Annotated in this window: 23 protein-coding genes and 2 tRNA genes; 12 read left to right on the forward strand and 13 right to left on the reverse strand. The window is 52.2% G+C overall.

Annotated elements, in window-relative coordinates; translation table 11 throughout:
* Positions 1–174: 174 nt before the first annotated feature.
* Complete coding sequence (locus CXIVA_RS10135; protein ID WP_013977937.1) at positions 175–510, forward strand: hypothetical protein; 336 nt, start codon at positions 175–177, stop codon at positions 508–510.
* A gap of 135 nt (positions 511–645) precedes the next feature.
* On the opposite strand, the gene CXIVA_RS10140 is transcribed toward CXIVA_RS10135, so the two are convergent.
* Together CXIVA_RS10140 and CXIVA_RS10145 are read right to left on the reverse strand one after the other, a co-directional pair.
* Positions 646–936, reverse strand: coding sequence for a hypothetical protein (locus CXIVA_RS10140; protein ID WP_013977938.1), 291 nt, complete (start codon positions 934–936; stop codon positions 646–648).
* Entirely contained in the window at positions 933–1196 is a 264-nt protein-coding gene (locus CXIVA_RS10145; protein WP_013977939.1) for a hypothetical protein, read from the reverse strand. Before CXIVA_RS10145 ends, CXIVA_RS10140 begins: the two co-directional genes overlap by 4 nt.
* A 350-nt stretch (positions 1197–1546) precedes the next feature.
* On the opposite strand from CXIVA_RS10145, the gene CXIVA_RS14130 reads away from it, so the two are divergent.
* Positions 1547–1717 carry a hypothetical protein gene (locus CXIVA_RS14130; RefSeq protein ID WP_158309841.1) on the forward strand — a complete coding sequence of 57 codons (171 nt, stop codon included), beginning with the start codon at positions 1547–1549 and terminating at the stop codon, positions 1715–1717.
* A gap of 121 nt (positions 1718–1838) precedes the next feature.
* Here the strand turns inward: CXIVA_RS14130 and CXIVA_RS10150 are convergent, their stop codons facing one another.
* The 3 genes from CXIVA_RS10150 to CXIVA_RS13525 all read right to left on the reverse strand — a co-directional run bounded on the left by CXIVA_RS10150 (position 1839) and on the right by CXIVA_RS13525 (position 4958).
* On the reverse strand, positions 1839–2708 hold the full coding sequence (locus tag CXIVA_RS10150; RefSeq protein WP_013977941.1) for a radical SAM protein: 870 nt from the start codon (positions 2706–2708) through the stop codon (positions 1839–1841).
* A gap of 295 nt (positions 2709–3003) precedes the next feature.
* A complete protein-coding gene (locus CXIVA_RS10155) occupies positions 3004–3825 on the reverse strand; it encodes a hypothetical protein (RefSeq protein WP_013977943.1) in 822 nt (273 codons plus the stop codon).
* Between the two features lie 182 nt (positions 3826–4007).
* Entirely contained in the window at positions 4008–4958 is a 951-nt protein-coding gene (locus CXIVA_RS13525) for a LysR family transcriptional regulator (protein WP_013977944.1), read from the reverse strand.
* 336 nt (positions 4959–5294) lie between these two features.
* On the opposite strand from CXIVA_RS13525, the gene CXIVA_RS10165 reads away from it, so the two are divergent.
* On the forward strand, positions 5295–6593 hold the full coding sequence (locus CXIVA_RS10165) for an MFS transporter (protein ID WP_013977945.1): 1299 nt from the start codon (positions 5295–5297) through the stop codon (positions 6591–6593).
* Between the two features lie 185 nt (positions 6594–6778).
* On the opposite strand, the gene CXIVA_RS10170 is transcribed toward CXIVA_RS10165, so the two are convergent.
* Entirely contained in the window at positions 6779–9025 is a 2247-nt protein-coding gene (locus CXIVA_RS10170; RefSeq protein WP_050979241.1) for a SulP family inorganic anion transporter, read from the reverse strand.
* 408 nt (positions 9026–9433) lie between these two features.
* On the opposite strand from CXIVA_RS10170, the gene rbr reads away from it, so the two are divergent.
* A complete protein-coding gene (rbr, locus tag CXIVA_RS10175) occupies positions 9434–10081 on the forward strand; it encodes a rubrerythrin (protein WP_013977947.1) in 648 nt (215 codons plus the stop codon).
* An 84-nt stretch (positions 10082–10165) separates the two neighbouring features.
* Here rbr and CXIVA_RS10180 read toward each other — a convergent pair.
* Positions 10166–10238 (reverse strand) — tRNA-Thr (locus CXIVA_RS10180).
* A gap of 349 nt (positions 10239–10587) precedes the next feature.
* On the opposite strand from CXIVA_RS10180, the gene CXIVA_RS10185 reads away from it, so the two are divergent.
* Positions 10588–11349: a sirohydrochlorin cobaltochelatase gene (locus CXIVA_RS10185; protein WP_013977948.1), complete on the forward strand. Its 762-nt coding sequence runs from the start codon at positions 10588–10590 to the stop codon at positions 11347–11349.
* A gap of 143 nt (positions 11350–11492) precedes the next feature.
* Here CXIVA_RS10185 and CXIVA_RS10190 read toward each other — a convergent pair.
* Positions 11493–11577: transfer RNA gene (locus tag CXIVA_RS10190), tRNA-Leu, on the reverse strand.
* Positions 11578–11720: 143 nt separating this feature from the next.
* The gene (locus tag CXIVA_RS10195; RefSeq protein WP_013977949.1) at positions 11721–13742 is read right to left on the reverse strand and encodes an FAD-dependent oxidoreductase; all 2022 of its coding nucleotides are present in this window, start codon (positions 13740–13742) and stop codon (positions 11721–11723) included.
* Positions 13743–14006: 264 nt separating this feature from the next.
* Between CXIVA_RS10195 and CXIVA_RS10200 the strand changes: the two genes are divergently transcribed.
* Positions 14007–14786, forward strand: a complete 780-nt coding sequence (locus CXIVA_RS10200; protein WP_013977950.1) for a hypothetical protein — start codon at positions 14007–14009, stop codon at positions 14784–14786.
* 36 nt (positions 14787–14822) lie between these two features.
* Here CXIVA_RS10200 and CXIVA_RS10205 read toward each other — a convergent pair whose 3' ends face one another.
* Positions 14823–15599: an MBL fold metallo-hydrolase gene (locus CXIVA_RS10205; protein WP_013977951.1), complete on the reverse strand. Its 777-nt coding sequence runs from the start codon at positions 15597–15599 to the stop codon at positions 14823–14825.
* Between the two features lie 182 nt (positions 15600–15781).
* On the opposite strand from CXIVA_RS10205, the gene CXIVA_RS10210 reads away from it, so the two are divergent.
* From CXIVA_RS10210 to CXIVA_RS10230, 5 genes are all read left to right on the forward strand, one after another.
* The gene (locus tag CXIVA_RS10210) at positions 15782–16402 is read left to right on the forward strand and encodes a DUF47 family protein (protein ID WP_013977952.1); all 621 of its coding nucleotides are present in this window, start codon (positions 15782–15784) and stop codon (positions 16400–16402) included.
* Positions 16403–16415: 13 nt separating this feature from the next.
* On the forward strand, positions 16416–17405 hold the full coding sequence (locus tag CXIVA_RS10215; RefSeq protein ID WP_013977953.1) for an inorganic phosphate transporter: 990 nt from the start codon (positions 16416–16418) through the stop codon (positions 17403–17405).
* Positions 17406–17512: 107 nt separating this feature from the next.
* A complete protein-coding gene (gene dapA / locus CXIVA_RS10220; RefSeq protein ID WP_013977954.1) occupies positions 17513–18397 on the forward strand; it encodes a 4-hydroxy-tetrahydrodipicolinate synthase in 885 nt (294 codons plus the stop codon).
* Positions 18398–18428: 31 nt separating this feature from the next.
* Entirely contained in the window at positions 18429–19082 is a 654-nt protein-coding gene (locus CXIVA_RS10225) for an HAD hydrolase-like protein (protein WP_013977955.1), read from the forward strand.
* Positions 19083–19190: 108 nt separating this feature from the next.
* Positions 19191–19724, forward strand: coding sequence for a nitroreductase family protein (locus CXIVA_RS10230; RefSeq protein WP_013977956.1), 534 nt, complete (start codon positions 19191–19193; stop codon positions 19722–19724).
* Positions 19725–19816: 92 nt separating this feature from the next.
* Here the strand turns inward: CXIVA_RS10230 and CXIVA_RS10235 are convergent, their stop codons facing one another.
* Both CXIVA_RS10235 and ade read right to left on the reverse strand, forming a co-directional pair.
* Positions 19817–21130, reverse strand: coding sequence for an aspartate kinase (locus CXIVA_RS10235; RefSeq protein ID WP_013977957.1), 1314 nt, complete (start codon positions 21128–21130; stop codon positions 19817–19819).
* A gap of 158 nt (positions 21131–21288) precedes the next feature.
* Positions 21289–23019, reverse strand: a complete 1731-nt coding sequence (gene ade / locus CXIVA_RS10240) for an adenine deaminase (RefSeq protein ID WP_013977958.1) — start codon at positions 23017–23019, stop codon at positions 21289–21291.
* Positions 23020–23193: 174 nt separating this feature from the next.
* Between ade and CXIVA_RS10245 the strand changes: the two genes are divergently transcribed.
* The gene (locus CXIVA_RS10245) at positions 23194–24561 is read left to right on the forward strand and encodes an NCS2 family permease (protein ID WP_013977959.1); all 1368 of its coding nucleotides are present in this window, start codon (positions 23194–23196) and stop codon (positions 24559–24561) included.
* Here the strand turns inward: CXIVA_RS10245 and CXIVA_RS10250 are convergent, their stop codons facing one another.
* Positions 24562–25194 (reverse strand): 16S rRNA pseudouridine(516) synthase, encoded by a 633-nt coding sequence (locus tag CXIVA_RS10250; RefSeq protein WP_013977960.1) that lies wholly within the window; start codon positions 25192–25194, stop codon positions 24562–24564.
* Positions 25195–25404: the final 210 nt, after the last annotated feature.

Genomic DNA, 25404 nt, shown 5'->3' on the forward strand with positions numbered 1-25404 from the left:
CGGAACGCTGCGTGATGCAGACACTGAAACGGAAAAAGAAAAGGCAGGAAGGAAAATAGCCGGAATTATATGTGCTCTGGTCACTATTCCGCTGCTTTTCGCACCTGTATTCTGAAAAAAAGGAAGAAAAAGAATATGCTATAATAGAAATAGCAAAAGAGGAGGACCAAAAAAATGGAAAAGAAATTTACTGTAAAAAGACCTAATGTAAGATATGTTGCTACAAAATTTTTTCTTGACGGTGATAACATCGTTGCATGTGCGTCGCTGATTGATGAGCTTGAACAGATCACGCTTGATGAAGCGGCTGACATCGTGTTTGTTCAGGACAGTACGCCGGCTGTTGAAAATTACCATAACTATCATGGCAGAAGAACTGCGATCATCAGATGCCACAGACCTGAAGAAAAGACATATCAGTACAGTGCCGAGGAAACAGCACGCCGTCTTCATATGACTGATATGACATTTGTGAAGGCGAGCGGGAAAACTGTAGAGATCCAGTATTAGGCCAAAAAAACAGGAGCAGGGAGCAGGGATCTCTGCTTTACTTTTTTGGAAATAGAAAAAGCGGACAGATGAGCCCGCTTCTTCTTTCAGCATTGAAGAGGAGATGACAGACGCCAGCTCCGAGTAGACCGAAGTCTACTTCACGCCATAGGCGGTCTTCACGAAGAACGGCTTACGCCGACTGTGGCCATAGAAGACCATATCCTCCCAGAACTTGACGTTTCTGGTGATTATGCCCTCTATGCGCGTGCAGGCGATAGGGCCTTTCCGCCAGTCATGGCGGTTGTTTCTATCGTACAGCCTGCCCGACACGCCTTTCGGCAGATCCTCCGTAATGCCCCAGTCGCATTTTGACCAGCTGAGGTGCTCGACCAGATAGCCAAGCTCCTTTCCGTTTGAGCCGTGCAGAAGATGATCGCCAATCATTCTACACAGCTCAGATGAAGAGACGCCGTCGATTGACGACGATTTACTAGGGAAAATGATTTTTTAAGATCATCATCCCATTCGCCCTTCGTAATTCTCTCACGGAGGTATTTATTGGACACGCCAAGGTGTTTCTCCTCAACGTGTTCAATAAACTGGGCGTCCATCCCAGCCTTAAAATCCACGATTGCGTCGTGGATATTAGGTTCGAATGCTTCCTCTCTTAATGTTTGTGTATTTAATGCTCTTTTTGTTTCCATATCGACAACCTCCTTCTTTTCTACTTTTTTTAATTTAAAACAGAAGGCTGTCGAAAAGAATCGGCAGCCTTGAAGGTAATTCCCGCGTGAGCGGGGATGATCCCGAGCGGTATGCGGACGGGAAGAAGCTTAGCGAGTAATTCCCGCGCGAGCGGGGGTGATCCCGATCGGATTTTCTGTTTTCTGATTTCTCGGATCAGCTCCGTAAGTGTAGACATAAAAGAAAAATTCGTGAGTTGACGCGAAGCGTCTCGTTTTGTATACTATTTATATAAGGGGACATGGGAGGAAAACTTCTGGTTCTCGGGAGCAATTTTGAGTTATGAAACATGTAGAAGGGAGAGAAGCATATGGCGGCAATTATTGGAGTATTGATCTGGCTGATCTGTTTGATTCTGGTTATCTATCTGACGCACAAGAAAAATCGTTCGATGGTCGGCATGGTAATTTTCGCAGTCTTTTTGCCGGTTATTGCGTTGATCGTAATATTGTGTATGAAACCGATTCCCCGGGTGGAGTAAGCCTGCAGTTTCGTCATGGTAAATAATCAGGGTAAATAATTAACGAGCGGTTCCTCTCGTCTGAATGATTTTTTCATTCAGGCGGGAGGATTTTTTATCCTGCAGCGGACGCATGCTGCGCTTACAGTGCCCGCCAGGATTCCTTCCGGTAGCCCTTATGGGCCCGGATATCCGCAAGACGCGCAAGCATGGCGGGAATGTCGTCGTTCAGTGTCCCTTTCAGCATCATATAGTTGGAGGCGTGATTCGAACGGAAGACGGTGCCCGGCGCGTCGACTTTCCGGAGAAAGAGTTCCATTTCATCCACCAGTTCCTCCGGTTTCAGCAGTTCCATCTGTCCGGATGCAAGCTCCTGCCGGATCGGCGCTGCGGGATCCAGCATCAGTGTGAGAAAGCCGACGTATTCCGGACGGATTCCGCTGATTAAGCGGGCAGAAGCAACTGCGTGCTCTTCGATCCGGGCACGTCCGCCCAGGCCGGAGATGAGCGTGACAGAGACGGCAATGCCGGACTGGCGGAGGCGCAGGCCGGCAGCCAGGATTTCGTCGGAAGATACGCCTTTGTGAATCCGGGACAGGACCGTGTCATCACCGGATTCGGCTCCCATATATACCATGGCGAGGCCGGCAGAGCGCAGCTGCTTCAGTTCGTCAGGCGTTTTTCGGAGCACATCGGCAGGGGTGCCGTATGAAGTGATCCGCTCCGCGGAAGGGAAGTGCTGCTTTAATTCTTTCAGGATTTCCAGCAGTGTTTCCGTGGGAAGAATGAGCGCGTCCCCGTCTGCCAGAAAAATGCGTCGGAAGATATCGCCATAGGCGGCAGCTGTTTCATGGATATCTTTCCGGATTTCTTCCAGGGTACGGATTCGGAAGTTTTTTGCTTTGTACATGGTGCAGAAGGTGCACTGGTTGTGCGCGCATCCGATGGTTACCTGCAGAATCAGGCTTCTGGCTTCGCTGGGCGGCCGGTAGACAATTCCTTCATAATTCATAGCTGTGCTCTCCTGTGGCTGCGGGATTGTAAATTCCGTAAAATACGTTTGCCGCTATCATACCACGGATGGAGGAGCATTTCAAAAAGCGGGACTGCTGCATGGGCACAGCAGTTCCGCTTTTTACAGGAAACGGGGCAGCTGCATGGGCACAGCAGTTCCGTTTTTACAGGAAACGGGGCAGCTGCATGGGCACAGCAGCTCCGTTTTTTACAGGAAACGGGGCCGCCGCGCAGTGCGGCAGCCCCGTCCCGGTGTAAGAATCGAATGGAAGGGTATCGTCGGAGCAAAGAACTCAGACTGCCCAGTGATCTTTCTCTTCTGCATACAGGTCTGGAAGGATTTTTGCCAGATTGGAGAATTCCTTCACATTGTGGTTCAGCAGGCAGTAAGGCCCCGCATCCGGAACAGTGAAGCCGTCCGGGATGGTTTTGACTGCTTTGCCGTTGTCGTCAATGGTGTAACCGAACCAGAAGCGGGAGCGGAGTTCGGATCCGCCTTCCGCAGGACGGAGGAAGTGGGTCATCACCACATCCAGATCCGGGGTCTGATCATCCCCGACAATGGTGGTTTTCGCGCAGACCAGTGTACTGCAGGCGTCGGTATCGATTTTGCTTTCATCATAACCCAGTTCCGAAGGGCGTTTGAACGCGATGATCAGCATGCCTGCGCCGCCCGGCAGCCCGATGTCTTCCCAGATATGGTGCACGCTTCCCCAGTGGCGTTCCCGCATGGATTTGGTCATATCCAGCGCCCGGGCCGGATCTTCCAGATAAACATCATAGTGGTCTTCGTTGTTCCAGCAGGCATAGCGCAGCCGGTCAATGGGGTGCCATGCAAACCACCAGTCGAACATTTCTCCGGTTGTATTCGGGAAAAAGGTCTTGTTGGCGATGACCGCCGTGCCGTTTTCCAGCTTCCACCAGCCGAATTCTCCCGGAAGGTAACCCGGCAGGAACAGATCGTTGCGGTCTTCGATCCGCGGCGCTGTAGCTGGATCCAGGGGTTCTTTGGTGATCTGGCTGTATTTTTCCTGTTCGCCCCAGTATCCGTCGGCAGCATAGAATTTATAGTATGATTTCTGCTTGTCAGCATTGGTGCAGGGTACTTTGCTCATGGTGTCCTCCTTTTTACACTTCTCCTGTTTTGTTAGTTTCAGTATAAAATGGGGCAGCTTCAGTGACAAATGAAAAAACGGGAAGATATTTATAACGGATAGTTATAAATAAACATAAACGAATCGAAAGAATGAAAACAAAGGAGATCGGTGCTGCAATTGCACGGGCAGATCCAGCGTGTTTATTCTGCTTCAGCGGGAGCGTTTTTGTTTTCCGAAGGAAGATCCGGGAGCAGGTCAAGGAAGTATTGCAGACTCTGTTTCCGGTTCTCTGGATCCCAGACGCAGATAATGCCGCCAAACTGATCTTCAATCCGCAGTTTTACCATATCCATTTGGTCCGTGGAATAGTCGAAGTAGTTGTCGGCCAGCAGGATGGCGTGAGATGAGGTGAAAAGATACCGGATGTCATAGGCATTGCGGAAGGTATAGCCGATCTGCGGTGTTTTCCGGAAGCGGGCCAGCCGTTCCGTGAGATCCTGCAGATAGTACTGGCCGTCTTCGTGGGTGATGATCTGGACCATGGGTTCGTCAGCAAAATCCGGTGTGGTGACGGAGGTTTTTGCGGCTAGAGGGTGAGTTTTGGACAGGAGCAGATACATATGGTCGAAAGCTGCATATCGATATGGGAGATGCAGCGTATTGATGTAGAAACGTTCAAAGTCCGGTATCAGGATCAGGTCATATTTCTGCGCAGAGGCCAGGTCTCTTTCCAGATTGGTCATATAGTCAAACTCATAGGTCAGATGGATTTCCGGATGCAGTTCCTGCATACGGCGAATCAGGGGATGAAAATAGAGATCGGGCCGGGCGGTGCTCAGCACGCCAAGGGAGAGGGTATGATTGTTTGCTTCCAGTAGACGGCAGGTTTGCAGATAAGAGCGGTCCATTTGACCGATCAGCGGTTTCCAGGCGTCATACAGCATCTGGCCAGCTTCGGTAAGGGCGTGGGAGCGCGTGGTGCGGGTAAACAGGCGCAGATTCAGATTTTTTTCCATTTTGGCAATGCTTTTGCTGACTGCCGGCTGTGTCATATGGAGCACTTCGCCGGCACGGGCAAATCCGTTTGCGTCGACGACAGTAAGGAAAATATTGATCTGCTGAAGAGTCAGTGTGGAGAGCGCGTTATGCATGGGTATCCTTTCGTTTTGGCAAAAGAATCAGCGGTTTCTAAGATAGATTTTACCATAAAATATATTGATAACCAACAGGAATAAATGTGGAGAATTAAGTTATTTGACGGTGAAAGGGGCAGAAATTATAGTGAAATCATACAGAAACTTGCTGTTGAATCGAACGGAATCTGCTGATTTGTTAAAGAAATGTTGTGTAAAGGGAAACGTCCTGCATAGTAACAGTAAGAGGCGAAAAGGAGGTGCGGCACAATCCCTCCGGGTGATACACGCAGGCAGCAGGCAGCGATCCTCAGCGGGAGATTCCATACGTTTCAGTGAAGGGAGAGAAATGGTATGAACACATCAACAAAGGCCAATAATTTTGGCAAAAAAGGGTGGTCCATGATTATCTACTGTGCCATCAGCTATTACCTGGCAGCCGCTTTGTCCACCGATACGCTGAACTGGTATCCGGCGGCTTTTTCCGCCGCGCACCCGGAATGGGGAAGCGGCGTGGCCAATCTGGCCAATGCAATGTCAGGAATCGGCGGATGGCTGGGCATTGTCGCTGCGATTATTTTCAGTATTATGGCAGCGAAAAGAGGCAGCAAATTCATGGCGGTATTCGGAAATATTCTCTGCGGCATTTTCTGCCTGATTATGGCACTGACGCCAAGCCTGCCGGTATTTCTGGCAATGATTGTCTGCAATACTTTTGTAGGCGGCAATGTACAGCTCAATGTTGTGCCGAATAATATTATGAATATCTGGTTCCCGCGTAAGAAGGGACTGGCACTTGGCTGGGCCACTATGGGTCTGCCGATCTGTACGGCTACGATTATCCTGATTCTGAGCGCAATCGGCAATCCGCGCACCGCGTATATTTTCATTGCGGTACTGTGTTTCTTTGTGGCGATTATCTCCGTGTTCTGGGTAAAGAATACACCGGAAGAAGTAGGCGCTACGCCGGATAATGAACCGATTGACCTGGAGTTCGCCAAAGCGATGAAAGAACGGCAGGAAAAAGAGGCGAAACGGCTGACGAACCGTGTGATTCTGAAAAACAGAAATACGTATCTGATTGGTATCGGTCTGGGGCTGCTCTGGCTCACTACCATCGGTCTGGTATCTAATTTTATTCCCCATCTGTCTGCCAGCGGCGTGAATCCGCAGTTCGCGATTCTGATGCTGACAGTGGCGGCGTTAATCGGAATTGCCGGCAGTTATGTGTGGGGACTTCTGGATTTGAAGTTCACAACGAAACGGGCCTGCATCATTTACGGAATCTGGTATCTGGTGGCTCTGATCATTATGATCCTTCAGAATGGCTCCACAGCGCTGGTTTGGCTGGCGGCAATCTTTGTGGGCTTTGGCATCGGCGGCATCGGCAATCTGATTCCTTCGATGATCGGCACCTGCTTTGGCCGGTTCGGATTTATTCAGGCCAATCGATGCATTGCGCCGATGAATACGGCCGTTCGTTCCTGCGCGCTGATTATTATCTCGGTGATCGGCGTACAGAATCTGAAGCTTGCGTACTGGGTATTTTTCGCGCTGTCCGTGATTGGCACCGTGATGATCTGTCTGATCAGACAGCCGGAGTATGATGAAGAAACAGGAGATCCCGTCGGTATTTATGGAGATGAGGACTGAATCGGTATGGAGATGCCGGCTGAATCGGAGCGAAGATGACGGCTGATTCTGTATGAATCAGATCATTCAGATGGAAATGAAACAGAGAAGAAAATAAAAATCAGGCTGGCTCGCTGGGGTCAGCCTGATTTTTATTCCGGTAAGAAATCGCCGGCAGAGAATGGTTCTTATACGCCGGGCAGAGATTAGTGGTCCTGGGGATCCTTTTTCAGGTTTTCTAAAAGGGATTCCAGGTGATGCAGGAGCTCCGGATTCTTTTCCTCCAGCTCCGCCCGGTGTTTTTGCCTGTTTTCCTCCATCAGCCGGTAAAGATTTGGGTATTGTTCCCGGAAAAGGTGATATTTGGCTTTCCGTTCTTCCAGAATGGAGCGGAGGGTAGCCGGATTTGCGATATTGATTTCCTCCTCCAGGTGCGACTGCTGTTCCATCAGCAGCTGTTCCACCTGGGTCAGGCGCTCCCTGCGCTGCAGCTGTCCCGGATTCTCACAGGCGTCACAGGACCGGGGAAGATGGTCCAGACGGTGCGCCAGGGTTTCCTGCAGAAGATTCAGCAGATGCTCTTCATCCAGCATGCTCCAGTGTCCGTGACTGAAAAACCGTGTGGTGCGGCGGATGATTTCTTCGTTAAAGGGTTTGCCGGCGGCAATATCCGCGGTAATATTTGCCACGATTTCCTGCATTTTATGTTCCGCTTCGTCGCCGTAGGCCCACTGGAATTCTGTGATCTGCGGTGTGAGGATGGAAGGGCGGAAGGTTTTTGCTTCTCCCGTTTCTTCCAGGGGATAAGGGCGGCGCAGACCCAGGGACTGAAGGGCCAGCGCGACAGTCGGGCGTACCGCGCCGTCTTCGATCAGTTCTTCCGCGCCGAACGCCCGCAGCTGGTCATTGACGGAACCCACATGTCCGGCAAGAATCAGCCGGATCTGTCTGGATTTCAGCTTTTCGTAGAAAAGCAGCAGCTGTTCCGCGGCGGAAATGTCGATGCTGTTCATCGCGCTGGTATCGACAATGATCTGCCGGCAGCCTTCATCGGCTTTTTCCTGAAGCTCCTGTTGGAACTGTTCGATGTTGGCAAAAAACAGGGAACCGGCAAAGCGGTAGATCACCGTGTCCTTGATGGCATGGGCGTTCCGGAAGCGTTTCAGCGGGTAAAAACCGGGCTGGCCGGGAATGACCCCGAGGAAATCCCGGGGCGGATCAGAAGCCCGGATAATATAAGTGATGAACGAAAGGGCAATGCCGATTAATACGCCGTAGATCGTGCCGAGGATCAGTACCGCGATGAAGGCGGCCCAGAAGATGATAAATTCGCTTTTGTCCACTTTGCGCAGCTTAAAGGCCAGATCGAATTCCAGGATGCCGATCAATGCGGCGATCACGATGGCAGTCAGTATCGGGACCGGCAGATATCCGATGAATCCGGTTCCGAAGAGCAGAATGCCGCCCATGGTCAAAAAGGCGAATACGGACATCATCTGAGATTTTACGCCGAAGGCATCCGCGATGCCGGTACGGGACACGCTGCCGTTGGCCGGCGGGCATCCGCAGAAGGCGGAAATCAGATTCGCGGCAGCGTAGGCGGCGATTTCCCGGTTGTTCGCGATCCGGTCATCGTGCTTCATGGCATAATTTTTGGTGGCGAGAAGGGTTTCCGCGACAATAACAACGGATACGGTAAAGGAAGTCAGAAGAATCGTGCGCAGAGAACTTCCGACAGCTGTCAGGCCCGGAACCGACAGGCGCGGCAGACCGGCGCTGACTGCCGGGAGAAGCGCGACGCCGTGTTTCTCCAGATGGAACAGGGGGGTCAGAAGGGCGCCGACTGCCATCATGACCACAGACATGGGCACCCGCGGGATGAACCGGGCACAGAGCCGGATGATCAGGACGGTGGATACGCCGAGAAGCAGGGACAGCAGGTGAAAATGCTGCTGTCCCTGGCTGCCGATATTTTTCAGCAGATGAAACAGCTCTCCGGTGCCTGCGGTGCCGCCGAAGAGTTTCGGCAGCTGCATCAGAATAATGGTACAGCCGATGCCGCTGATAAATCCGCCCATAACCGGGGAAGAGATAAACTTGATCAGCCGGCCTGCCTTCAGCAGGAAAAACAGCAGAAGCCACAGACCGCTGAAAAGCGTGATGACCGGAACAATGGTCAGCGCGCCAGAGGATTCCGGGGCGATGCCAAGGGTGACCAGGGCGCTGCCCACCAGGGCACAGGGGGCGGCATCGATGCCGAAGACGAAACGGGGAGAGGAAGAGATCAGCCCGAAGATCAGAATCGGCAGCAGTGAGCCGTACAGGCCGTAGATTGCGGGAAGGCCGGCAATCTGGGCATATCCCATGGAAATCGGGATCGATACCAGCGCGACAATGATGCCGGCGGGGATATCCTGCTTGAAGTTGGAACGGGCGTAGTGTTTCAGTGTCATAAATTTCTCGGCGGGGAAACCCACAGGCCTGCCTGTGGGAAAAACCGCTTCTAACCTGCCTTTCTTATATTCTGTAAGAGAACGCTTACGCGTTTCCGATCGTCGAATATTTTTGTAATCTGTGGGTGCGATGATTTTTGCACTATCTAAAAGACATTATACTCCTATCATATCTCCATTGTTACAAAGATATTCAAAAAGATTCCTGAAGGAAGAAAAAAACGGCGCAGATACAAAAAAGTAAGAAGAAAGTGTCAAAAAAACTTGTGTTGTTTTCCTAATTAACAGTATAATGTGAATGAACAGCAGAAATATGCGGACTGTTTGGCACTGTGCCGGGATAAATGGGATACAGACGGCAGGACGCAGATTCTATGACTTTGAATCACAGAAACGGAGGAACCAGACATGAAATATGTATGCAAAGTATGCGGTTATGTGTATGAAGGAGACAACCCGCCGGAAGAATGTCCGAAATGTCATCAGAAAGGAGTGTTTGAACCAGTGAGCGAAACAAAGAAAAATCCATATGCAGGCACCAAGACAGAGAAGAATCTTCTGGAGGCCTTTGCGGGAGAATCCCAGGCCCGGAACAAATATACCTACTTTGCGTCGGTAGCCAAAAAGGCAGGCTTTGAACAGATCGCCGCCTTATTCCTGAAAACCGCAGAGAATGAGAAAGAACATGCCAAACTCTGGTTCAAGGCGCTGGGTATGCTGGGTGATACCGCGGAGAATCTGGAAGCCGCTGCTGCCGGGGAAAATTACGAATGGACCGATATGTATGACCGTATGGCCAGAGAAGCGGACGAAGAAGGGTTCCATGAACTGGCAGAGCAGTTCCGCGGCGTGGCAGCTATCGAAAAGACTCATGAAGAGAGATACCGCAAACTGCTGCACAATGTGGAGATGCAGGAAGTGTTCCGCAAGAGCGAAGTCAAAGTTTGGGAATGCCGCAACTGCGGACATATCGTAGTCGGTACGGAAGCACCGGAGATCTGCCCGGTATGCAAGCATCCGCAGGCCTTCTTTGAGGTACGGGAAGAAAATTACTAAAGATTCTGCCGTAAGCCGCTTCCTTCCGGCGGTGGGCAGATGAGAATATAAAAAAGTCATCGGATGTTTCCGATGACTTTTTTAAGCTACCGACGGGAGTCGAACCCGTGACCTCCACACTACCAATGTGGCGCGCTACCTACTGTGCCACGGCAGCTTGCTGTCTGAGCGATTATTATTTTCGCTGACCAAGCTAATATACTATAAAGAATCGTACTTGTCAACGGTTTTTTTAAATATGTTAAGAAAAAAGTTAATTGCAAAAGTAAATTCCATCTTGGGATGGAATTTAACCCTTCCGAAAGCTTCCACGGATAAGAGTGGAATTTAACGGTTCCGAAAGTACCGGTAAGAAATTCTGATTTCTGCTGTCCCGATTGAATCCGACACCGTCATGTACTATACTGAATACGGGTGTAAGATCATCCGCGGACTGAATACTTCCGCACTTCCCGGCAGGAACAGCTGCGGGAAGAGCAGGAATCGAACAAGCAGGAGGAGATAGTGTGAAACAGGGGATATTGCTGGTGGCCCACGGAACTTCCGCCGAAGGGGCAGCCAAAGGAATGGATCAGATTTACCGGGAATTAAAGGGAAAATGCGCAGATGAACCGGTGTATCAGGCTTATTACGGAAAGGTAAGCCTGGAACGCATGGATCGGAGCAAAGCAGAGACACCGGTGAATTCACTGGAAGAAGCGATGGAGCAGATTGCGGCAGACGGGATTGAAAGCCTGCATGTATTTCCGGCCATGTTGCTGGGCGGACCGAAGTACGACCGGATTCTGGCCTGTATGGACAAGTACAGGGACCGGATCCCGAACATTACCGTAGCGGATCCGCTGCTCTGCACACAGGTGGGCGAGACTGAGATCGTGCATGTGCTGCGCAGGATTCTGGTGCCGGTGTCCAACAAGGATTATCTGGTGGTGGCCCATGTGAACAACGAAAAGACCGCCAGGGTATATCAGTCGATTGTGGATCATTTCCAGCGTCATGACCTGACAAATGTGCATGTGATGTTTCTGAAGGGAAGTCCGGATGTGCATGAGATTATCAGCCATATCCGCAAAGAAGAACTGGTGATCTTCCCGTTTATGGTATTTTCCGGCAGACATGTGGAAAAAGACATTTTCGGCCCGGAGGACTCGGTTTCCGCAGAACTTCGGCGCAGAGGATACCGTACGACCGTCATCCGCAAAGGACTGGCGGAATATCCGGAATTCCGTCAGCTGTTCTATATGAGCTGGGGCATCGGATTCCGTTAGACCGAAAAAAGAATCTGCCATCCGGAACTGTGTACGCAGTTTCGGATGGCAGATTTTATTTCGTGTCATCGTTTCAGAAATGATGGGACAGAAAAACTGCCGCATGTCAGAGAAAAACTCTGTCCATGCGGCAGTGCCGACAGTGCAGGAAGAGGGACTTGAACCCTCATGAGCGCAATGCTCACACGGACCTGAACCGTGCGCGTCTGCCAATTCCGCCATTCCTGCGTCTTCGTTCTTTTGTATCTGTTCGAACGAACTCATACATCATAGCAAAGGAACGAAGAACTGTCAACAAGTAATGGAAAAAAATTGAAAAAATTGAAAAAATTTTTAATCCAACTTTCGGGTCCGGCGTTCAGACCAGAATTTCAGACAATCTCCATTGCGGCAGTCCAGGCTTCACGGACCGCGTCACCGATTTGCCGGGCGCCGATACAGTCGCCGATTTCCCAGACAGGAACGTGGATGGCTGCCCGCAGATCATCGGAGGGGTGCGGACGCCGACCCATGGCATTGACGACAGAGTCCGCGCGCAGGGTGATGGCAGTACCGTTCTGCTCCGCGATGACATAATCTTTTCCGACTTCGGTGACTTTGGCGTTTACTTCATAATGGCACCCGTGCTGATCCAGAAAATCGTGTACGGCAGTGCGGTAGAGGCCGACGCATTCCGGCATCAGGCATTCCTGCATTTCCACAATGGTGGTTTCGATGCCCCGGTCGATGTAATCGGCAGCTGCTTCGCAGCCCACCAGTCCGCCGCCGAGTACAATGGTGCTTTTGCCCAGGGCAGAAAAATCGGACGCGTAGGCATCCATGGCGGTCACAGCGTGTGCAATCCCCTTGATCGGAAGAATGAGATCATCGGATCCGGTGGCCAGAATCACGGCATCCGGCTGGATTTCCCGGATCATCTCCGGTGTAACTTCGCAGTTTAAGCGGATATCGATGGGACGTTTCCGGACTTCACGGATCAGCAGGTCCTTGAAGTGGCGGATATCAATTTTGTGTTCGGTGTGATCCGTAAAACGGAGGATGCCGCCCAGGGCATCGGAGCGTTCACAGAGAATCACCTGATGGCCGCGGTCGCAGGCAGTCACAGCGCCCTGCAGGCCGCCGCATCCGCCGCCGATGACCAGTACCCTGCGGCTGGCTTTGGGCTTCGGCATATCTTCCGGGAGTATTTTGTGGTGGGACGCCGGCCATACGGTGTATGGGTTGATGGTGCAGGAATCCAGCGGCGGGAATTTGATGGAAGGCCGTTCGGTTTCGTGTTCGCCGGAGGGACCCGGATAACATCTTCCGCAGCGCAGGCAGCGGCGGATTTCATCCGCGCGGCCGGTTTCTGCTTTTACAGGAAACTCCGGGTCCGCGAAGAATTCCCGTCCCAGGGAAATCATATCCACTTTGCCGGAGGCAATGGCTGCTTCCGCCTGTTCCGGGGAATTGATTCCGCCGACGACGGCGACAGGCACAGACACATGTTTTTTGATTTCCGCGGCGCTGTCAATGTTGACACCGTGGGGCGCGTAGGCCGTGGTAAATTCCAGACTCCGGGAGGAGCTTAAATAGTGGCCGCAGGAGACGTGCAGCAGATCGATATAGGGCTCAAACTGTTTGACATAGCGGATACAGTCCTCCAGTTCCAGACCGCCCTTCAGATGCTCGGAGCTGCTGACCCGCACTTCAATGACGAAATCCGGTCCCATGGCTTCCCGGACAGCTGAAAGCAGTTCCACGGTGAAGCGCGCTCTGTTTTCAAAGGATCCGCCGTATTCGTCGGTGCGTTTGTTGTACATCGGAGACAGGAACTGTGCCGGCAGCCAGCCATGGCCGCAGTGGATCATGATGCCGTCCCATCCGGCATCCCGGAACCAGCGGCAGGCGGTGATGTAATCCTGGTACAGGCCGTGGATTTCTTCTTTGGTGAAGGCTTCGACCTGTGTGCCGTCGGGCAGAACTTTGGCCGAGGGGCCTTTGGGATTGATGCCGTCGCCGAGATTGCCTTTGATTTCGCCGGTGCTGATTAATTCTCCCATGGCAAGGGCGCCGTAACTTTTGATCATTTCCGCGGTCTTTTTTGTGATCTGAAAGATTTCGTCGTCCCGGGAAGTAAAATCAATTTCCGGTTCAAAGGGAAAGCGTTTGTCATAGGTGTGGTTCGGGCTCAGCTCGCCGAAGGTGACGGTTCCGGCGCCGCCGGCGGCTTTGGATTCCAGCATCATGAAGGCGCGTTTCGGTGTGCCGGGCGCATAGTGGAAGGCCGTGCCTTCGATATAGTGGAGAAAGGCAAAGAGCGCCGGGGCTGCTTCGATACGGTTTTTGATTACTTTGGATCCAACCTTGAGGGGGCTGAATAAATGTGGAAAATAAGGGTTTGTTTCGGGCATAACACATATCCTTTCCTTAAAATCAGTTCTTTTGTTCTGGCGTTTTTATCATAGCGAAAGCAGAAAAACCGCACAATCATTAACTGCGGCAGCAGTGTCGGTTATGCGACAGAACAGGGGGATGTGTTGCGGGAAATCAAACGGATGGGAATTCCTGCGGTCCTGTGGTATGATGGATCGTGTGCTGCTGTTTGATTCAAATATCGATCCGTCGGATCGCGGAATGCAGATACCGATCCGCCGGATCGCGGAAAGAGAAAGAAAATGAAAAGACCAAAACCGCATATCCTGCCGGCAGGATTTATTCACAAATGCATTATTAAAGATAATCAGGATTTTACGGATTTTAATTATGAAAATTATCTCAGGGAGTTTCTGAACGCGTCTGCCTGGTTTATGAAACGGACCGGCGGCGAGGCATTCCAGAAGCCGGTCAGCGAGGCCCATGGAGAATACGATGCGTATACCGGGACGTACAGCATTGATTTTAAACGCATCCTGGGGGAATCAGCGACAAAAGCGGTGAAATTCACCTCCCCGCAGATCATACGCAGCCCGGATGGAACGGTGTATACGATCCGGCCGGCATACGGCAGACATTATGACACCGTCCGCATGGATGTGCTGCTGCGGAATTATACACTGGAGGAGCTGGAGCACCTTGGCAGACAGCAGCGGCCGGGAATACAGAATCAGCCGAACCGGGACGTATGGGCCTATCTGCACCTGCTGGGGCGGCAGAAGAACCTGCTGTTATACTATCCGGTGGTATTTTTCCGGCAGTCCCAGGATTCTGCCGGGGAAATACAGGCCATCGTGGACGCACTTTACGCAGATTTCAGCAGTTCCTTAAATTACCGCATGCTGGCAGCCGCCAGATATGAGACGTATCTGAGTGTGTTTTACGAAAACCAGCTGCTGATTCTGCAGAGCAGTACGGAAGGACTGGACTGTGTGGATCAGGTTCCGGTGAATATGAGTCCCACCTTCTGTGAAATCCTGGACTGCTACGATCAACTGGATTATTTTGACCGAAGGGCATAGTGTTTGTTTTCAGCCGGATTATTTTGCGCGAAGGAATTAGCGGCTGTTTTCCGCCGGAATCCGGATTTTGGAGTGCCCGTACTGAATGGTGACGGTGGGAATGCCCAGAAGGACTTCTTCCGAACCGGGGACAGGGACCGGATGGGAGGCATTGGCCAGCACTTCACGCAAAAAGGATTGGGGCAGGGGTTCTGTGGTGTGGCTTCCCAGATAGGAATCGAAAGGAAGGGACAGGGCATAGGTTAAGGTATGGCACAGAACTTCCAGGGAGTCATGGTTGTCCGCAAACATGAAACAGTCATCGCTAAAGGCGTCTCCGGACAGCAGCAGGCGGTCTTCCACGGCCAGCAGACCGATTTCGCCTTTGGTATGCCCCGGCAGATGCACCAGCTGCACATGCACGCCGCCCAGGTCATAGGATTCTGTTCCGGACAGCGGATGGATGACTGTCTCAGGAGCCGCGATGTATGCGGCTTTTTTTTCTTTTGGCAGCCCATAAGCAGCGGCAAACTGGAAAAAGGTGGAAATTCTGGCAGTGCGGGTGCAGGTGCGCTGATAAGCCTCCAGATCTGCCGGGTGCAGCCAGGCCTCCGCAAACTGCCAGTCTCCCTGGACATGGTCAATGTGTCCGTGGGTATTGATCAGACGGTAAGGGACGTCCAGAAACTGCTCCGCAAAGGCGCGGTTGTCACCGATGCCAAAACCGGCATCCACCAGGATCGCGGAGCGGGTGCCCCGTATAATACTGAAGTACGTGCCGTCAACTTCCTGTATGTGCCAGACGTGGGGGCTGGCCTGAATGATTTCATGCATAAAAATTCTCCTTGCTCAATGATAATATGATAATGTAAGCATTATACCCCATACGTTCGGATTTGTCTCTGCACGGAATTTTTACACAGACTTTACGTATGGGTGTTTTTCTTTTCCTATATTTTACTATGATAAAATACGTGACAAAAGAATGAATAAAAATTGAGAAGGATAAGAGACCTATGAGCAAAAAACAGGATAAATTATTTGTACAGCTTCTGCGGATCGCGGAGAACATGAAACAGACCGCAGCAGAATTTCAATCTTATCAGATTCTGGAAAACGGCAAAAACATGACAGAATTCTCCGATCGGATCAAGGAACTGGAGAGTGTTGGAGATACGCTGGTACATGAGACGATTGTGGAGCTGAACAAATCCTTTATCACACCCATCGAGCACGAGGATATTCTGCAGCTCGCGGAACGCATGGATGAAGTGGTGGACGGCATTGAGGAAAGCACCATATACATGGATATGTTCGGCCTGTATCAGAAGGATGAATATATTGAGGCATTTAAGGAGAATCTGAAGCTCTGCACGGAAGAACTGCAGACCGCGGTGGAGCTTCTTGCGGCGAAAAAACTGGCGGACATTCACGCCCATACGGTCAATGTGAAGAGTTATGAAGAAACCTGTGATCATGTGGAACGTACCGCCATCCGGGAATTGTTTGAAAAATATAAAGAAGATCCGCTGACGATCATGAAGCGGAAGGATATTTACCAGCTGCTGGAGAATACGGTGGACAACTGTCAGCTCGTGGCGAAACTGCTGGATATGGTAGTGATGAAGAATATGTAGGAGGACAGCATCCATGACGATATTGATTGTGATCATACTGCTGGCCTTCTGTTTTGATTTTATCAACGGATTTCACGATACGGCAAATGCGATTGCCACCTGTGTTTCCACCAGGGCGCTGAAGCTGCCCATAGCGATTGCCATGGCTGCAGTCATGAATTTTCTGGGCGCCATTCTGTTTACGGGTGTGGCGGAGACGATCGCCAAAAATATTGTAAATCTGGATCTGGTGAAAAACGGCTCGGTGGTGCTGGCTACGGCTATCGGCACGGCAATCATCTGGAACCTGCTGACCTGGCTGCTGGGCATCCCAAGCAGCTCTTCCCATGCGCTGATCGGTGCCATGATCGGCGCTTCCATCGCGGACGGCGGCGCCTATGCCATCCATGTCAGCGGTGTCCTGCGCATTATTTCCGGCCTGATCGCCACTCCGTTCATTGCCATTGGCGCAGGCTATCTGATGTTCAGCCTGTTTAAAAAGCTATTCTTCCATGTCAACGCGGTAAAGGGGAACCGCGTTTTCCGGAAAGTGCAGATTTTTTCTGCTGCGTTCCAGGCTTTTTCCCATGGGTCCAATGACGCGCAGAAGTCCATGGGAATTATAACCATGGCGCTGGTCAGCCACGGGGTGCTGCAGACCATGACGGTGCCTCACTGGGTGCAGATCGGCTGCGCGGCGGCCATGTGTCTGGGTACTTCCATCGGCGGATGGAGAATCATCAAAACCGTGGGAACCGGCATTATGAAAATCCGGCCGGTGAACGGTGTGGCTGCGGATCTGGCGGCTTCGCTTGTGATACAGGTGGCCACACATTTTGATCTGCCGGTCAGCACCACCCATGTGATTTCCTCCTCCATCATCGGCGTCGGGGCATCCCAGAGGATCAAGGCAGTGAAGTGGCTGACCGCCCGCAAGATGGTGATGGCCTGGTTTATTACCATCCCGATTACGGTAGGGGTGTCCTTCGGACTGTTTCATCTGATTGCGCTCTTTCTTCACTGATTCGTTCCGGACTGTAATAAAACCTTAATGATTCAGACATTGTAGTTTTGCGCTGGAAGGAGTACAATGAGCTACAGCTATGTACAAAGAATCAAGGAGGATCGAATATGTCAATTTTCAAAGGTGCCGGAGTAGCAATCGCCACTCCGATGAAGGAAGACGGAACGATCAATTTTGAAGCATTCGGAAAGCTGATCGAAATGCAGGTTCAGGGACATACGGATGCGATTATTGCGGTAGGCACGTCCGGAGAAGCGTCTACGCTGGAAGATGATGAACATATGGAAGCAGTCCGCTACTGCATTGACAAAGTGGCAGGGCGGATTCCGGTAATTGCCGGAACTGGCTCCAACAATACCGCCCATGCGGTTATGATGTCCAAACTGGCCCAGCAGGCCGGCGCAGACGGCTGTCTGGTGGTAACTCCTTACTATAACAAGGCTACACAGGACGGACTGATCGCAAGCTATACCGCCATTGCTTCCGCTGTGGATATCCCAATTATCATGTATAATGTCCCGTCCCGGACCGGATGCAATATCCAGCCGGAGACAGCGGCATACCTGGGAAAACATGTGGACAACATTGTGGCCATCAAAGAAGCCAGCGGAAATATCAGTCAGATCGCCCACACCATCGAGCTGGCGGAAGGCTCTCTGGATGTGATTTCCGGCAATGACGACCAGATTGTGCCGATTATGGCGCTGGGCGGCATCGGCGTGATTTCCGTGCTGTCCAATGTGGCACCCCGGTTTACCCATGACATGTGCCAGCTGTGTCTGGACGGTGATTTCGCGGCAGCCCGGAAGATGCAGATCCAGGCACTGCCGCTGATCCGCGCGCTTTTCTCGGAGGTCAATCCGATTCCGGTGAAGGCTGCGCTGAACATGCTTGGCATTAAGGCGGGCATTCCCCGTCTGCCGCTGACAGAGATGCGGCCGGAGCATCAGACGGTGCTGCGCGCGGAACTGGAAAACATGGGACTATTATAAATTTTCGTTACGGCACAGAAACGGACAGCCTATGAGACAGAAAAGATACGACACCTTATTATTTGACCTGGACGGCACCATCGTGGATTCCGGACCGGGAATTATGCGGTCCGTCCAGTACGCGCTGGATCATTTCGGGCTTCCGGATCAGCCGGAGGAGAAGCTGCGCCGCTTTATCGGACCGTCCCTGATGGATTCTTTCACTGCGTATTACGGGATGAAGGAAGCGGACGCCCGCAGAGCCGTGGAATATTACCGGGAGTGCTATGACGGCTCCCAGGTGCTGAACGCTTCCCTGTATCAGGGGATCAGAGACAGCTTAAACTGGCTTCAGGCAGACGGCAGGCAGATGGTTCTGGTGACCACAAAGCCGCTGGTATTTGCGGAACGCATTCTGAAGCATTTCCATCTGGATCACTTGTTTCCGAATAAAGTGTGTCCGGAACTGACCGATCCCAGTTCAGACAAGGGACGTCTGATCCGGACCGCAGAGAAAAAAGCAGGGTTTGACCCGGCAGACGCGGTTATGATCGGGGACACCCGGTATGATATGGCAGGCGCAAGGGAAACCGGCGTGGATGCCATAGGCGTGACTTACGGATATGGGACACCGGAGGAGCTGAAACAGGCAGGAGCGGATCTGCTGGTGCATTCACCGGCGGAACTGTACGCGGCTCTGTCCTGATTACCTGCCGGAGCTATATGCGGCACTGGCCGGAACGGCCGGAAGGGATTTATGCGGCTCCGGTTTAGGAACCGGCGAAGAAGTAAAAATACAGGGGAGGACACAGAGATGGCACTGACTGCAGAAGAACTGTTTCAATATCGGAGAAGCACAAGGAAATATCAGGAAAAACAGATCACAGAAGAACAGCTGGAAAAGATTCTGGCCGCGGCGCAGAATGCGCCGCTGGCTATGGGAAACCGGAAAAAAACACATCTGACCGTTGTGCAGGATCCGGCGCTTCTGGATGCTATTCGGGCATGCTGTCAGGTAGAATCCCGCAAGCATCCGGGAACCATGCTGGATTCTTTCCATGGGGCGCCGACAGCCATTTTCGTGTCGGAGGCAGGCATTTCGGAAGACAGAATCGAACTGTGCGACGCGGCCTGCATCATTGAGAATATGATGCTGGAAGCCACAAATCTGGGCCTGGGCTGCTGCTATATCTGGGGCTGTCTGCCGCTGCTTAAGGCGGACCGGGAGTTGGTTGCACGTCTGAAGCTTCCGGAAGGGCATGAGATCCTTTCGGGATTTGTATGCGGGACACCGGTGAAACCGCTGTACGCAAAGGAAAGGGAACCCTTTGGCGTGACCAGAATTTAACGGGAGAACCGGAAAAACAGAATAAGAACAGAAAGAAAAAGAACCTGCCAGAGCGGCAGGCCCTTTTTCTTTCTGGACCGGAACAACCGGTGTTATTCTTTTACAAACACATCGTAGATGCTTCGGATCGCTTTTTCGAAGTCTTTCTCCTCGATGCCGATGATGATGTTGAGTTCAGAGGACCCCTGGTCGATCAGGCGGATGTTGATATTTGCCTTTTCCAGGGAAGTGAATATTTTGGCTGCAGTCCCATGGGCGGATTTCATACCTCTGCCAACCACTGCGATCAGGGCAAGACCGGAGTCAATCTCTACGGTGTCCGGCTGCGCGAGGCGGTGAATGCCGGATACCACCCGCTGTTCTTTGTCTAAAAACTCGTCTTCATGGACAGCGACGGTCATGGTGTCAATTCCCGAAGGCATGTGCTCAATCGAGATGCCGTTTTCTTCAAAGGCCTGCAGGACTTTGCGGCAGAAGCCGATTTCGGAATTCATCATGGCCTTGGTGATCTGTACGGTGCAGAATCCCTTCTTTCCGGCGATACCGGTAATGGTATATTTGGATTTTCTGGCGGAACTTTCTACAATCCAGGTACCTTCGTCTTCTGGACGGTTTGTGTTTTTGATATTGATCGGAATACCGATTTCCCGGATCGGGAAGATCGCGTCCTCGTGCAGTACGGAGGCGCCCATATAGCTGAGTTCACGCAGCTCCCGATAAGTGATGGTATTGATGGCTTTCGGTTTGTGCACGATGCGTGGATCGGCAATCAGGAAACCGGATACATCGGTCCAGTTTTCGTAAATATCCGCTTTGGCAGAAGCAGCCACTACGGAGCCGGTGACATCAGAGCCGCCCCGGGAGAAAGTTTTGACGCGTCCGTCTTTTCCGCGGCCGAAGAAACCGGGGATGACAGCTTTCGGATGTTCCTCCAGCGCCTTGCTGAGGACTTTCTTTGTTTTGTACAGATTCAAGGCACCCTCTTCGTTAAAGAAGATGACATCATAGGCGTCGATGAAGTCATAGCCCAGATAGCAGGCCATGATCTTGGCATTCAGATATTCGCCGCGGGAAGCCGCATAGTCTTCATAGGGGGTTTCTTTCAGGGTGGCGGCAATTTCGCGGAATTCATCCTCCAGTGTCATGGACAGTCCCAGTCCCTGGATGATCTCGTCATAGCGCTCCTTGATCAATGCCAGCTGCGCGTCCAGATCGCCGCCTTCCACAGCGATGGCATAGGCTTTCAGAAGCATGTCGGTGACTTTGACATCGTCTTTGAAACGCTTGCCGGGCGCGCTGGGGACAACAAATACCCGGGATTCATCCGCGCGGATGATATCGCCGACTTTCTGGAACTGCGCAGCATTTGCGAGAGAGCTGCCGCCGAATTTTACTACTTTTTTCATAATGATTGGTTCACTTTCTTCTATAGATTTGGCACGGAAATCAGATTCGACACGGAAATCCGTTGGATGCAGATACAAAGCCGATGATAGCATAAATCAGCGGAAATGTTTAGAGCTGAATGCATTTTTTGCGGAAATCCAGGGAAAAATCTGGAATTTTACGCTTCGATGGGGATAAACTGAAAGTCTGTCACGTCAAAAAGCCCCAGATCGGTAAGCTTTAATTCCGGGATCACCGGCAGCGACATGAAACACAGCGTCATGATCGGATCGATGTCTTTTCGGATGCCCAGAATGTCAAAAGCCGCGGAACGGAGATCAGTCAGCTGCCGGCTGACATAGGCACCGGTCCGGTCGCTCATGATGCCGCCGATGGGCATGGGCATAGAGGCCAGAACTTTTTCATCCTGCACCAGCACAATGCCGCCTTCCTGCTGAATCAGCGCCTGCACAGCGGCATAGATTTCTTCGTCAGATACGCCGGCGGCAATGATATTATGGGAATCATGGGCAATGGAAACCGCTGCGGCGCCCCGGCGGATGCCGTATCCCCTAAGCAGCGCGGCAGCCATGTGGCCGGTGGCGTGGTGCCGTTCGATGACAGTCAGTTTTACAATGTCCGGATTCCGGCGGGAGTCAAGATCTCCGTCCGGGGTCAGGACAATATCAGCCGTCCCCTTGCCGGTAACAACGCCTCCCGGCTGGATATCAATGACATGCACGTGGGAGGAGTTCAGATGGAGCTTCAGCCGCTCCCGGGTGAAATCCTTGATATGGAAGCTGGAGCGCATGGCGGAACTGTCACAGCGGCGGGTATCCGGCAGATAACGGCCGTTCTCTGCACAGAGCACACCGCCGATCAGGACTTTGGACACAGAAAAATGGGTCAGATCTTCAAAAAAGACCAGGTCGGCCCGCAGTCCGGGTGCCACCGCGCCCCGGTCGCGCAGTCCGTAAGCCTCCGCGGCATTCAGCGTGGCCATCTGGATGGCGGTAAAGGGACTGAGCCCTTCTTCGACGCAGAGCCGGAGATGGTGGTCGATGTGTCCCTCGGTAAAAATGGTTTCCGGCTGGCGGTCGTCAGAACAGAGCAGGCATCTGCGGGAATTGGCCGGGGTGACAGCTTTGACCAGTGTACGCAGATCGTGGCAGGCAGATCCCTCCCGCAGCAGTACGTACATACCAAGAGAAAGCCGTTCCAGCATTTCCTCCTGGGAAGAGCATTCGTGGTCAGTCCGGATGCCTGCGGATACGTAGGCATTGAGAGCGGCGCCGGACAGACCGGGGGAGTGGCCGTCGATGACCTTGCCGGCCTTATGGGCGGTCATGAGCTTGTCAATGGCGCTTTCCGTGCAGTGGATCACACCGGGATAATCCATGAATTCTCCCAGTCCCGGAACCCGGGGATCCTGAATCGGGACTTCCATGGCAGCGGCGTCAATGGTGGCTCCGTTGTGTTCAAAAGGCGTAGCCGGCACACAGGAGGGCATCATATAGCGGATGTCCAGTGCGGTGCCTTCCGCAGCTTCCAGCATATAGTGAAAGCCCTCCATGCCGCGCACATTTACAATTTCGTGGGGATCCGCGATGATTGTGGTGGTGCCGCGGGGAACCACCATACGTCCCATTTCTTCCGGGGAGACATAGGAGGATTCGATGTGGATGTGGCTGTCGATCAGACCGGGAGCCACATAGGCGCCGGCGGCGTCGATTTCATGATCGCAGGAGTAGCTGCCGATTCCGGCGATTACTCCGTCGGCAATGGCGATATCGCCTTCAAGGATACGGGCGTTGTAGACATCGACAATGCGGGCAGTTTTGATTACAAGGTCTGCGGGTTTTTCGCCGGCGGCTGTCCGGATCCGGCGGATCAGTTGTTCTTTTGTCATTGTGGTAGTTTCCTTTGTGTGGATAAAAAATTTATACTTGCATTCATAGGGAACAGCATATTATAGTATTCATACTGTAATCTATATTATAGCCAAAGTTGTCATTCCCGGCGAGTCTTTTCTTCCAGGAGGATGCCGCGGAAGGACAGGGGAGAGACAAGGAGAGAGAAAATTATGTTAGAAAAGATCTTTCATCTGAAAGAACACGGAACCACGGTGAAAACGGAAGTTTTTGCCGGAATTACCACCTTTTTGGCCATGGCCTATATCCTGGCTGTGAATCCGAACATTCTTGGCAATGTCATGGATATTAACGGAGTCTTTGTGGCCACGGCGCTGGCTTCGGCAGTCGCCACGTTTATCATGGCATTTCTGGCCAATTATCCCATTGCCCTGTCATCGGCCATGGGACTGAACGCGTATTTCGCCTTTACGGTATGTATGACCGATCTGAAGGGTACGCCGAATGCGTTTACCATTGCACTGACCGCAGTGTTTGTGGAAGGTGTGATTTTTATCATTATGTCTCTGTTCAAATTCCGGGAACAGATCATCAACGGGATCCCGGCCAATCTGAAAATTGCCATCACGACGGGTATCGGCCTGTTTATCGCACTGATCGGTCTGGAGGGCGCCGGCATCACCGTGTCCAATGACTCCACGCTGATTTCCCTGGGAAATGTGGGAACCCCGCAGGTGGCCCTGTGTGCTGTCGGATTTTTGATTATTGTCATCCTGAACCATTACAATGTAAAAGGATCGGTACTGATCGGAATCCTGGGTACCTGGGTGCTTGGCATGATCGCGCAGAAAACCGGATGGTATGTGGTGGACGCGGCTCATGGAGCTGCCAGCGTATTTCCGGATTTTTCCGCCGGACTCAGTTTCAGCGGCTTGAAGAATACCGCCTTTCATTTTGACTTTAAGTGGGCGCTGACCCATATGGGATCTTTTATCGCGATTCTGTTCAGCTTCCTGTTTGTGGATCTGTTTGATACCGTCGGCACGGTCATCGGTGTGGCGGATAAGGCCGGGCTGCTGGACAAAGACGGAAAACTGCCCCGGGTCGGCCGGGTGCTTCTGGCGGATGCCATCGGTACAGTATTCGGCGCCTGCCTGGGTACCTCCACAGTAACCAGTTTCGTGGAATCCGGAACCGGCGTCAGTGAAGGAGGAAAGACCGGTCTGACCTCCGCGACTACCGGTGTTCTGTTCCTGGTGTCCCTGGTGGCCAGCCCCATTTTCCTGGCAGTGCCGTCCTTTGCCACAGCGCCGGCGCTGATCTATGTGGGAATGCTGATGTTCTCCAGCGCGACCAAACTGAAGCTTGCGGGTGATATGGCAGATACAGTCAGCGCATACCTGGCCATTCTTCTGATGCCTCTGACCTATTCCATCGCCAACGGAATCATGTTCGGTATCATGAGCTGGGTGATTCTGCGTGTGTTCCAGAAACGGGCAAAAGAAGTCAGCCCGGTGATGTGGGTGATTTTCGGCCTGTTTGTATTCCGGGTGATTACACTGGTGACCAATCTTCACTGATCAGCGGTTCTGCAAAGAGGCGCACCGCAGCAGCTGCTGCAGTTCTTCCGGCGTAAGCCGCCGGTAAGCGCCGGGCTTTAAAGAGGGATCCAGCTGGAGAGGACCCATGGAGACCCGCTTCAGACTGCGGACCGGCCTGCCGACGGCGGCGCACATGCGCTTTACCTGATGGTACTTTCCTTCCTGAATCGTCAGGAGAAATTCGGATCCGCCGCTGTCCGGCAGAAGATGCAGTTCTGCCGGAAGGGCGGTGAAGGGATCACTGTCCTGCACTGGAAGACCGGCAGCGAACTGCCGGATCTGTGTATCTGTCATGGCGCCGTCCACACAGACATAATAGGTTTTGTTTACATGGTGCCTGGGGGAAAGAAGGCGGTGAGCCAGAAGGCCGTCATTTGTAATCAGTACAAGCCCCACCGTATCCCGGTCCAGACGGCCTACAGGAAAAAGACCCTTTCGTTTCCTGTCATGGATCAGATCCAGCACCGTTGTGTCCCGGCTGTCTTCCGTGGCGGATATGACGCCGGCCGGCTTGTTCATCATATAATAGACATAGGATTCATAAGCCACCGGTTTTCCCTGCCAAAGGACAGAAGCTTCCGCAGGTACGGAAAATCCGGGATCGCGAATCACGGTTCCATTGACTTCCGCAGCACCCCTGCGGATTTCTTTTTTATTTCACTGCGCGCTCCGACGCCCATATCAGCCAGATATTTGTCTAATCGCATAAAGTCTGTTCCTTTCCTGTCTTTTCGCATCTGCATGCAGCTTCAGTATAACAGAACAGGAAAAGTCTGCAATCCCGGGAAATGTTCTCCGACCGTATGATAAAGAAAAGACAAT

Source organism: Clostridium sp. SY8519, from assembly GCF_000270305.1.
GTDB lineage: Bacteria > Bacillota > Clostridia > Lachnospirales > Lachnospiraceae > SY8519.

What these genes read in the sequence shown, in the direction of transcription:
- CXIVA_RS10155 (WP_013977943.1), bottom strand. Translation starts at nt 3,825, where the DNA reads ATGAGCAAAGTACCCTGCACCAATGCTGACAAGCAGAAATCATACTAT.
- dapA (WP_013977954.1), top strand. Translation starts at nt 17,513, where the DNA reads ATGTCAATTTTCAAAGGTGCCGGAGTAGCAATCGCCACTCCGATGAAG.
- CXIVA_RS10205 (WP_013977951.1), bottom strand. Translation starts at nt 15,599, where the DNA reads ATGCATGAAATCATTCAGGCCAGCCCCCACGTCTGGCACATACAGGAA.
- CXIVA_RS10225 (WP_013977955.1), top strand. Translation starts at nt 18,429, where the DNA reads ATGAGACAGAAAAGATACGACACCTTATTATTTGACCTGGACGGCACC.
- ade (WP_013977958.1), bottom strand. Translation starts at nt 23,019, where the DNA reads ATGACAAAAGAACAACTGATCCGCCGGATCCGGACAGCCGCCGGCGAA.
- CXIVA_RS10210 (WP_013977952.1), top strand. Translation starts at nt 15,782, where the DNA reads ATGAGCAAAAAACAGGATAAATTATTTGTACAGCTTCTGCGGATCGCG.
- CXIVA_RS10235 (WP_013977957.1), bottom strand. Translation starts at nt 21,130, where the DNA reads ATGAAAAAAGTAGTAAAATTCGGCGGCAGCTCTCTCGCAAATGCTGCG.
- CXIVA_RS10245 (WP_013977959.1), top strand. Translation starts at nt 23,194, where the DNA reads ATGTTAGAAAAGATCTTTCATCTGAAAGAACACGGAACCACGGTGAAA.
- CXIVA_RS13525 (WP_013977944.1), bottom strand. Translation starts at nt 4,958, where the DNA reads ATGCATAACGCGCTCTCCACACTGACTCTTCAGCAGATCAATATTTTC.
- CXIVA_RS10135 (WP_013977937.1), top strand. Translation starts at nt 175, where the DNA reads ATGGAAAAGAAATTTACTGTAAAAAGACCTAATGTAAGATATGTTGCT.
- CXIVA_RS10230 (WP_013977956.1), top strand. Translation starts at nt 19,191, where the DNA reads ATGGCACTGACTGCAGAAGAACTGTTTCAATATCGGAGAAGCACAAGG.
- CXIVA_RS10145 (WP_013977939.1), bottom strand. Translation starts at nt 1,196, where the DNA reads ATGGAAACAAAAAGAGCATTAAATACACAAACATTAAGAGAGGAAGCA.
- CXIVA_RS10170 (WP_050979241.1), bottom strand. Translation starts at nt 9,025, where the DNA reads ATGACACTGAAACACTACGCCCGTTCCAACTTCAAGCAGGATATCCCC.
- CXIVA_RS10150 (WP_013977941.1), bottom strand. Translation starts at nt 2,708, where the DNA reads ATGAATTATGAAGGAATTGTCTACCGGCCGCCCAGCGAAGCCAGAAGC.
- CXIVA_RS14130 (WP_158309841.1), top strand. Translation starts at nt 1,547, where the DNA reads ATGGCGGCAATTATTGGAGTATTGATCTGGCTGATCTGTTTGATTCTG.
- CXIVA_RS10165 (WP_013977945.1), top strand. Translation starts at nt 5,295, where the DNA reads ATGAACACATCAACAAAGGCCAATAATTTTGGCAAAAAAGGGTGGTCC.
- CXIVA_RS10195 (WP_013977949.1), bottom strand. Translation starts at nt 13,742, where the DNA reads ATGCCCGAAACAAACCCTTATTTTCCACATTTATTCAGCCCCCTCAAG.
- CXIVA_RS10200 (WP_013977950.1), top strand. Translation starts at nt 14,007, where the DNA reads ATGAAAAGACCAAAACCGCATATCCTGCCGGCAGGATTTATTCACAAA.
- CXIVA_RS10140 (WP_013977938.1), bottom strand. Translation starts at nt 936, where the DNA reads ATGATTGGCGATCATCTTCTGCACGGCTCAAACGGAAAGGAGCTTGGC.
- rbr (WP_013977947.1), top strand. Translation starts at nt 9,434, where the DNA reads ATGAAATATGTATGCAAAGTATGCGGTTATGTGTATGAAGGAGACAAC.
- CXIVA_RS10215 (WP_013977953.1), top strand. Translation starts at nt 16,416, where the DNA reads ATGACGATATTGATTGTGATCATACTGCTGGCCTTCTGTTTTGATTTT.